Genomic DNA, 7,898 nt, shown 5'->3' with positions numbered 1-7,898 from the left:
GCCTTGAATCGTGTCGTTGCCGCTGCTGCCTTGCAGGCTGTTGCCGTTGGAATCGCCGGTGATGTTGCTCATGCTGGTGAGATCTCTGTCGAGTGATTGCTGATTAGAAGGTGTTTGGCCCAGATGTAATCGCCTCAGATGGCGCTCAGGCAGGAAGCGGTCGCCTGCAACTGGCTTTGGTAATTTGCCAAATCATTCGAGTAACCCACTTCTTTTTATTCTAGCAAAAGTTCGTCTTTTTGGAGGTTGTTTGTTGCGGTTCAGATCCCGCGCTGGTCAGTCCAAATTCGCCTGCAGCATAGAAGATGGATAAGACAGAACCATTGCCGCTATCAAGCGTGGCGTCGTTTCCGTCCGCCTGGTTTGAAGAGCCCAGAAATGAAAAACCCCTGCCAGGCAGGGGTTTGTGTTTGTGCTGTGCAGGCCAGAAGGCACTATGCAATGCAGCGGATCAGCTCTCCAGTGCAGCGAAGGCGCGCGCGGTGATCTCGTCGACGCTGCCGGTGCCGCTGATGGCGCGGTACTTGGGGGCAGCAGCCGGTTCGGCCTTGGCCCAGTCGCCGTAGTAGTCGACCAGCGGACGGGTCTGGGCGCTGTAGACTTCGAGGCGCTTCTTGACGGTCTCTTCCTGGTCGTCGGCGCGCTGCACCAGCGGCTCGCCGGTCACGTCATCGACGCCTTCAACCTTGGGCGGGTTGAACTTGACATGGTAGGTGCGACCCGAAGCCGGGTGCGAGCGGCGACCGCTCATGCGCTCGATGATGGCGTCGAACGGCACGTCGATCTCGAGCACATAGTCGAGCTTGACGCCAGCAGCCTTCATCGCGTCGGCCTGCGGAATCGTGCGCGGGAAGCCGTCGAACAGGAAACCCTGGGCGCAGTCGGACTGGGCGATGCGGTCCTTGACCAGGTTGATGATCAGCTCGTCGCTGACCAGGCCGCCGGCATCCATGACCTTCTTGGCTTCCAGACCCAGCGGGGTGCCGGCCTTGACCGCGGCGCGCAGCATGTCGCCGGTCGAGATCTGCGGAATGCCGTACTTCTGGCAGATGAAGTTGGCCTGGGTGCCTTTGCCTGCGCCGGGGGCGCCCAACAGGATCAATCGCATGGGTTTCCTTGTCTTTAATATATCAAACGGTTGTCTCGCGGTTCCTCGCCGCCTGCCCCTACTGGGCAAACGACCAAGGATAGCATGCCGGACTTGTCGTCCAGCTTACTGCAGGAAGGTCCTCGGGTCCCCCCCGCCAGGCTTCAGGCCAGTGCGGCGAAGATCTCGCGCACCCGTTCCAGGTCGGCTTGCGTGTCCACGCCCGGGCCCGGTGCCTGGTCGCAGACATGGACCGCGATGCGCTCGCCATGCCAGAGCACGCGCAGTTGTTCGAGCGATTCGCACCGCTCGGTCGGGGCCGGCTCCAGGCCGGGAAACTGCTTGAGAAAGCCGACCCGGTAGCCGTAGATGCCGACATGGCGCAGCGGTGCCGGCTGCTCGGGCAGATCGACCAGGCCCGAACTCCAGGCCTCGGCCATGCCGTCGCGCCACCAGGGGATCGGTGCCCGGCTGAAGTACTGCGCCGTGCTGCGCCGGTCGAGCACCACCTTGACCACATTGGGGTTGGCGAATTCGGCCGCATGCGCAATCGCATGCGCGGCCGTGCTCATGACGCAGTCGGGGCGGCGTTGCAGTTCGGCCGCGACCGCCTCGATCAGCGCCGGGTCCATCAGCGGCTCGTCGCCCTGCACGTTGACCACGATCGCATCATCGGGCAGGCCGAGCAGGGTGCAGGCCTCGGCCAGCCGGTCGCTGCCGCTCGGGTGGTCGGCGCGGGTCAGCAAGGCATCGACACCGGCCTCGCGGCAGGCGGCCAGGATCTGCAAGTCGTCGGTCGCGACCACGCAGGAGACGGCCCGGCTCAGGCGCACGCGCTCGGCCACGCGCACGATCATCGGTTGGCCGCAGATGTCGGCCAGCGGCTTGTTGCGCAGCCGGCTTGAGGCCAGTCGGGCCGGGATCAGCACATGGAAGGGGGTGCCGCAGTCAGCCAAGGCGCTCATACGATAGGGCTGACGCTGCGGGCCAGGCGTTCGGCTTCTTCGTCGCCGATTTCGCGCGCTTCGTTCTCGAGCAGGATCGGGATTCCGTCGCGCACCGGATAGGCCAGGCGCGCGCTGCGCGAGGCGAGTTCCTGCGACTCGCGCAGGTAGATCAGGGGGCCCTTGGTGACGGGGCAGACCAGCAATTCAAGCAGTTTGGCGTCCATGAGCGAATGATAGTCGTTCCCGCACCCGCTTCAGCGCCAGATTGAGCTGATGCCAGAACTCGGGCGCCGGCTCCTGCTCAAGCGGCACCGCCCAGAGCTCGAGCCCGGGCTGGCCGGCCAGCAGCGGGAACAGCTTGACCGCGTCCTTTTCGGTGCAGAGCCAGCGCAGTCCTGGCGACTGTGCCGGTTGAGTTGAAGATGGCGCTGCCGATTGTGTGGCTGACTGCGCCTTTGCTGGTGCCTCCTGCAGCGCGGCCAGCAGCGCAGCGCCGTCGGCATGGTCGGGCAGCTCCAGCGTCTGCGCCAGCTCCAGGCCGCGCGCGCGCAGCATCTCGAAGAAGCGCTGCGGCTGGGCGATGCCGGCCAGTGCACCGACCGGGCCGGCGCCTGCCAGCGCGAAGTCGGACAGCGGCCGCCGCCGTCCCTGGGCGTCGATGGCCTCGGCCGCGAGCTCGCGCCGTGCCAGATGCACCTGGCCGCCGGTCTGCGCTGCCGGCAGCGGCGACAGCTCGACGCCGGGCCGGGTCGTACGCAGCACCAGCAGCTCGCCCGCGTCGCCATCACCCCAGGCGCGCGCCGGCCAGGGCTCGCGCAGCAGGCCGGCCGGCAGCAGCCAGCCGTTGCCGCAGCCGCGCTCGTCGAACACGACCACCGTCAGGTCGCGCGCCAGCGCCCAGTGCTGCATGCCGTCGTCGCAGACCAGGATGTCGAGTTCGGGGTGCTGTGCCAGCAGCAGCCGGCCGGCCTCGGCGCGGTGGCGTCCGACGGCCAGTGGTGCGCCGCTGGCGCGAGCGATCAGCAGCGGCTCGTCGCCGGCCTCGCGACTGCTGCTGTCGGGGCCGATCACGCGGCAGTCATCGCCCTCGCGGCCGTAGCCGCGCGAGATCACGCCTGGCGTCCAGCCCTGGGCGCGCAGGTGGCGCAGCAGCGCGATCACGGTCGGCGTCTTGCCGGCGCCGCCGACCACCACGTTGCCGACCACCAGCACCGGCACCGGCAACCGTTCGCTGCGCTTGATGCCGCTGCGGTAGGCCAGCCGGCGCAGCCCCATCAGCGCGGCGTAGAGCTGCGAAACCGGCCAGAGCAGGGCGGCCAGCGGCCCGCGGCGTTGCCAGGCCTGCAGCAGTCGGGACGACAGCGTCATGCGGGCTGCTCCAACGCCGCGCGGCGGTCGACTGGCAGCAGGGTCGGGTTGGCATCGGCCCGCACGGCTGGTGCGCGGCTGGACAATTGAGGCTTCATCGGAAAGGTGGGAAGGCTGAAAGCTGGAAAACTGAATCGGTCGTGCGGGAATCAGGGCATGAGCTGCAAGGTCGCCATCCGGGCATAGATCCCGCCGGCTGCCATCAGGGACTCGTGCCGGCCCTGTTCGACGATGCGCCCCTGATCGAGCACGATGATGCGGTCGGCCTGCTGCACGGTCGAGAGCCGGTGCGCGATCACCAGCGTCGTGCGGTCGCGCATGGCGGCACTCAGCGCGGCCTGCACCATATGCTCGCTTTCGGCGTCGAGCGCGCTGGTCGCTTCGTCGAGCAGCAGCAAGGGCGGATTCTTCAGCAAGGCACGCGCGATCGCGATGCGCTGGCGTTGTCCGCCCGACAGCCGCACGCCGCGTTCGCCGAGGAAGCTGGCGTAGCCGTCCGGCAGCGCCTCGATGAAGTCATGCGCGAACGCCGCCCTTGCGGCTTGCTTGACCTCGGCGTCGCTCGCCTCGGGCCGGCCGTAGCGGATATTGTCCAGCGCCGTGCCCGAGAACAGCACCGCGTCCTGCGGCACGATGCCGATGCGTTGGCGCAGGTCGTCGAGCGCCAGCCGCTGGATCGGCTGGCCGTCGAGCAGGATCTGGCCCTGCCCGGGGTCGTAGCAGCGCAGCAGCAACTGGAACAGCGTGCTTTTTCCCGCTCCACTGGCGCCGACCAGGGCGATGGTCTCGCCGGCCTCGACCTCGAGCGTGACCTCCTGCAGCGCTGCGGTGCCGGGGCGCGACGGGTAGTGGAAAGTCACCGCCTGCAGCGCGATCCGGCTGCCGCCAGCGGGCGAGTGCGCGGGTAGCGGGTCGGGCGGCGAGCTGATCGGAGATTGGGCCGACAGCAGTTCCATCAGCCGCTCGGTGGCGCCCGCCGCGCGCAACAGGTCGCCATAGACCTCGCCCAGCACGGCCACTGCACCGGCCAGGATCAGCGTGTAGAACACCGTCTGGCCCAGCTGGCCGGCGCTGATGCGGCCCGCCAGCACCGCCTGGCTGCCCTGGTAGAGCGCCCACAGCAGCAGCGCCGAGCTGGCGATGATCACGAACGCCACCAGCAGCGCGCGCGAGCGCGAGCGCTGCGCGGCGGTCTGGAACGCTTGCTCGGTCGCGGCCTCGAAGCGGGCCGCCTCGCGCGCCTGCGCCGTGAAGCTCTGCACCACGGCGATGGCGTCGAGCCGCTCGGCTGCCAGTGCGCTGGTGTCGGCGATACGGTCCTGGCTGGCGCGCGAAAGCTTGCGCACGCGCCGGCCAAAGCCCATCGCGGGCAGCACGACCAGCAGGATCAGCAAGCCGACCTGGACCATCACGTAGGGATTGGTCCAGACCAGCATCACGAGCGCCCCGAGGCCCATGACGGCATTGCGCAGTCCCATCGACAGCGAGGAGCCGATCACGGTCTGGACCAGGGTGGTGTCGGTCGTCAGGCGCGACAGCACCTCGCCGGTCGGGGTGGTCTCGAAGAACTCGGGGCTTTGCTCCAGCACATGGGCGTAGACCGCCTGGCGCAGGTCGGCCGTGACGCGCTCGCCCAGCCAGCTGACCAGATAGAAGCGCGCAGCCGAGAACAGCCCGAGTCCGACCGCGACCAGGAACAGCAGGCCGAAGCGTTCGCTCAGCTGCTGGCTGCGGACGTTGCCGCTCGAGGACAGCGCCGTGTCGATCAATCCGCGCAGTGCGACTGGAAACAGCAGCGTCGCCGCTGCCGCCAGCACCAGAAACAGCGTCGCCAGCAGCAGCCGGCCGCGATAGGGCCGCAGGAAGGGCAGCAGACCGCCGAGGGCGCGGGGTGCGCCGGCAGCGCGCGCAGGCTGGGCAGATGGCTTCATGCTGCGAGTCTATGCGCTGCGGCCCGGGGCGCGCTGCCAGCTCAATGCCGCCACCGATCCCGCCAGCAGCTGGGCCAGGATCATCAGCGCGACCACGCCGCTCCAGCCCTGGCTTTCGTAGCCCAGGCCCGCGACCCAGGCCGCCAGCGCGCCGCCCGAGTAGTAACTCATGTTGTAGAGCCCGGTCGCCAGCGATCGGCCCTGGTTTACCTGGCCGGCAATGAAGCTGATGGTGGCCGCCTGGCAGACGAAGATGGCCGACGAGCAGATTGCCAGCCCCAGGATCACGGGCGCCAGCGCCGGCAGCAGCGTCAGCAGCAGTCCGCCACTCGAGACCAGCAGCGCGACGAGCAGGGTGCGCAGGAAGCCCCAGCGCTGGATCAGCCGGCCCGCCAGCGGCGTCACCAGCACGCCGAGCAGATAGACCGTGAACACATTGGCCAGGCCGGCGGCCGACAGCCGGAACGGCGCGCCCGCCAGGTGCAGGTTGACATAGGTGAAGCTGCCCACCAGCGAGAACAGCACGCAAAAGCCCACCGCGCAGGCCGCCAGCAGGCGTGGATTGCCCAGATGGCTGCGCAAGCTCGCCAGCGCGCTGCGCCAGTCGCGGCTCGGCACGAAATGGCGCGAGCGCGGCAGCCGCCACAGCACCAGCAAGCCCCCGCTCAGGGTCAGCAGCGCCAGCGTCAGGAAAGCGCCCTGCCAGCCCCACCAGTGCGCGGCATGGCCGGCAATGAAGCGCCCGGAAAAGCCGCCCATGACGCTGCCGGCGACATAGGTGCTGATCATGCGCGCCACGCCACCCGTGGCCTGGAATTCCTCGGCCAGATAGGCCATCAGCACCACCACGATGCCCGGCACGGCCAGGCCCTGCAGGAAGCGCAGCGCGATGACCTGGTTCAGGCTGGCGGCCAGCGGAATCAGCAGCGTCGGCAGCACCAGTGCGAACAGCGAGGTGCAGATCAGCCCCTTGCGGCCCCAGGCGTCCGACAGCAGTCCCATGAAGGGCGACAGCAGCGCCACCGCCAGGATGGTGGCGCCGACCGTCAGGCCGGCCTGCACCGGGCTGGCGTCGAAGTCGGCCATCAGCAGCGGCAACACCGACTGCATCGCATAGACGTTGATGAAGGCAATGCAGCCGATCAGCCCGACGATGGCCCGCGAGGCCAGCGGGGCCGGGTCGTCCGGTTGTCGCCGCGCCAGCAGGCCGGGCTCAGACATCGGTCAGCGCCGCCTGGCGTTGGCCCGTGAGCACCGCCAGGCCGAGCGCCCAGCTCGCCAGCGCGCAGCCGGCGATGCCCAGCACCATCGCCAGCGGCTGGCCGCTGCCGAGCCAGCCGACCAGCAGCATCGCGAGCGCGCCGACCGCGAAGTGCAAGCTGCCCATCAGCGCCGCCGCCGTGCCGGCGATCGCGCCATGCCGGTCCATCGCCAGCACCGACACGCCCGGCAGCGTCAGCCCCAGGCAGCCGTAGCCGACGAACAGCAGCCCGATCAGCGTCGCCAGCGGCGGCAGGCCGCCCCAGCAGGACAGCGCGGCGCCCAGCATGCTGAGGGCAAAGCCGCTCAGGCTGGCGCGCATCAGCCGCGCCATGCCAAAGCGCCGCGACAGCCAGGGGCCGAACTGGGCCGCACCGATGAAGGCGGCCGCGTTGAGCGCAAAGGCCAGGCTGAACTGGCGCGCCGACAGTCCGTAATGGTTGATCAGCACGAAGGAGGCGTTGGCCAGATAGACCATGAAGCCGGCCATGCCCAGGCCGCCGATCAGCACCATGGCCAGGAAATGGCGGTCGCGCAGCAGCAGGGCATAGCCCGAGAACGCGCTCGACCAGGAGCTTTGTGTGCGTTGCTCGCGCGGGCGGGTCTCCTTGAGCCCCAGCGTCGACAGCAGCCCGCCGATGGCCGCCACGCCGGTGATGGCCCAGAACACGCTGCGCCAGCCGGCCAGATCGATCAGCAGGCTGCCCGCCAGCGGCGCCAGTATCGGCGAGACGCTGAACACCAGCATCAGCAGCCCCATCATGCGCGTGGCCTCGTGCCCGGTGTAGAGGTCGCGCACCACGGCGCGCGGAATCACCGAGGCCGCGCAGGCGCCCAGGCCCTGGATGAAGCGCAGCAGGATCAGGGTCTCGATGTCCTGCGCCAGCGCGCAGCCGATGCTGGCCAGGCCGAACAGGGCCAGGCCGGCGATCAGCGGGCGCTTGCGGCCCAGCATGTCGGACAGCGGGCCGTAGAACAGCTGGCCGAACCCGAGCGCGACGAAGAAGGCCATCAAGGTCAGCTGCACGCCAGTGGCGGAGGCCTGCAGTTCATGGCCCAGCGACGGCATGCCGGGCAGATACATGTCGATCGCGAACGGGCCGACCGCCTGCAGCAGGCCCAGGATCAGGGCCACGCGGCCGATCGAATAGTCATGCATCGACCGGGCACCCCGCGGGTTGGCCGGGCCCAGGCTCCAGAGTCCATGCCAGGGTCAGTGGCGAGGTCAATGCCGAGGCAGGGCGCAGCCGGGGCCACGCAACGGGAGTCGAGGCGGTCATGGGCAAGAATCAGGTCCTTGAGGTG

Annotated in this window: 7 protein-coding genes; all 7 read right to left on the bottom strand. The window is 69.0% G+C overall.

The window, feature by feature from the left end:
* Positions 1–451: 451 nt before the first annotated feature.
* Positions 452–1,108, bottom strand: a complete 657-nt coding sequence (gene adk / locus C6P61_RS01065) for an adenylate kinase (RefSeq protein ID WP_105728073.1) — start codon at positions 1,106–1,108, stop codon at positions 452–454.
* Between the two features lie 143 nt (positions 1,109–1,251).
* The gene (gene kdsB, locus C6P61_RS01060; RefSeq protein ID WP_105728072.1) at positions 1,252–2,052 is read right to left on the bottom strand and encodes a 3-deoxy-manno-octulosonate cytidylyltransferase; all 801 of its coding nucleotides are present in this window, start codon (positions 2,050–2,052) and stop codon (positions 1,252–1,254) included.
* Complete coding sequence (locus C6P61_RS01055; RefSeq protein ID WP_105728071.1) at positions 2,049–2,258, bottom strand: Trm112 family protein; 210 nt, start codon at positions 2,256–2,258, stop codon at positions 2,049–2,051. The genes kdsB and C6P61_RS01055 overlap by 4 nt, the downstream gene beginning before the upstream one ends.
* Positions 2,239–3,402: a tetraacyldisaccharide 4'-kinase gene (gene lpxK / locus C6P61_RS01050; protein WP_105728070.1), complete on the bottom strand. Its 1,164-nt coding sequence runs from the start codon at positions 3,400–3,402 to the stop codon at positions 2,239–2,241. Before lpxK ends, C6P61_RS01055 begins: the two co-directional genes overlap by 20 nt.
* Positions 3,403–3,551: 149 nt before the next feature.
* Positions 3,552–5,333 carry an ABC transporter transmembrane domain-containing protein gene (locus tag C6P61_RS01045; protein WP_105728069.1) on the bottom strand — a complete coding sequence of 594 codons (1,782 nt, stop codon included), beginning with the start codon at positions 5,331–5,333 and terminating at the stop codon, positions 3,552–3,554.
* Between the two features lie 9 nt (positions 5,334–5,342).
* Positions 5,343–6,554: an MFS transporter gene (locus C6P61_RS01040; protein WP_105728068.1), complete on the bottom strand. Its 1,212-nt coding sequence runs from the start codon at positions 6,552–6,554 to the stop codon at positions 5,343–5,345.
* Positions 6,547–7,752, bottom strand: coding sequence for a multidrug effflux MFS transporter (locus C6P61_RS01035; protein ID WP_105728067.1), 1,206 nt, complete (start codon positions 7,750–7,752; stop codon positions 6,547–6,549). The genes C6P61_RS01040 and C6P61_RS01035 overlap by 8 nt, the downstream gene beginning before the upstream one ends.
* Positions 7,753–7,898: the final 146 nt, after the last annotated feature.

This window comes from Malikia spinosa (assembly GCF_002980625.1).
GTDB classification, from domain to species: Bacteria; Pseudomonadota; Gammaproteobacteria; order Burkholderiales; family Burkholderiaceae_C; genus Malikia; species Malikia spinosa.
The sequence above is the reverse complement of the archived record's forward strand: the minus strand, read 5'-3'. Positions and strand labels throughout refer to the sequence as shown.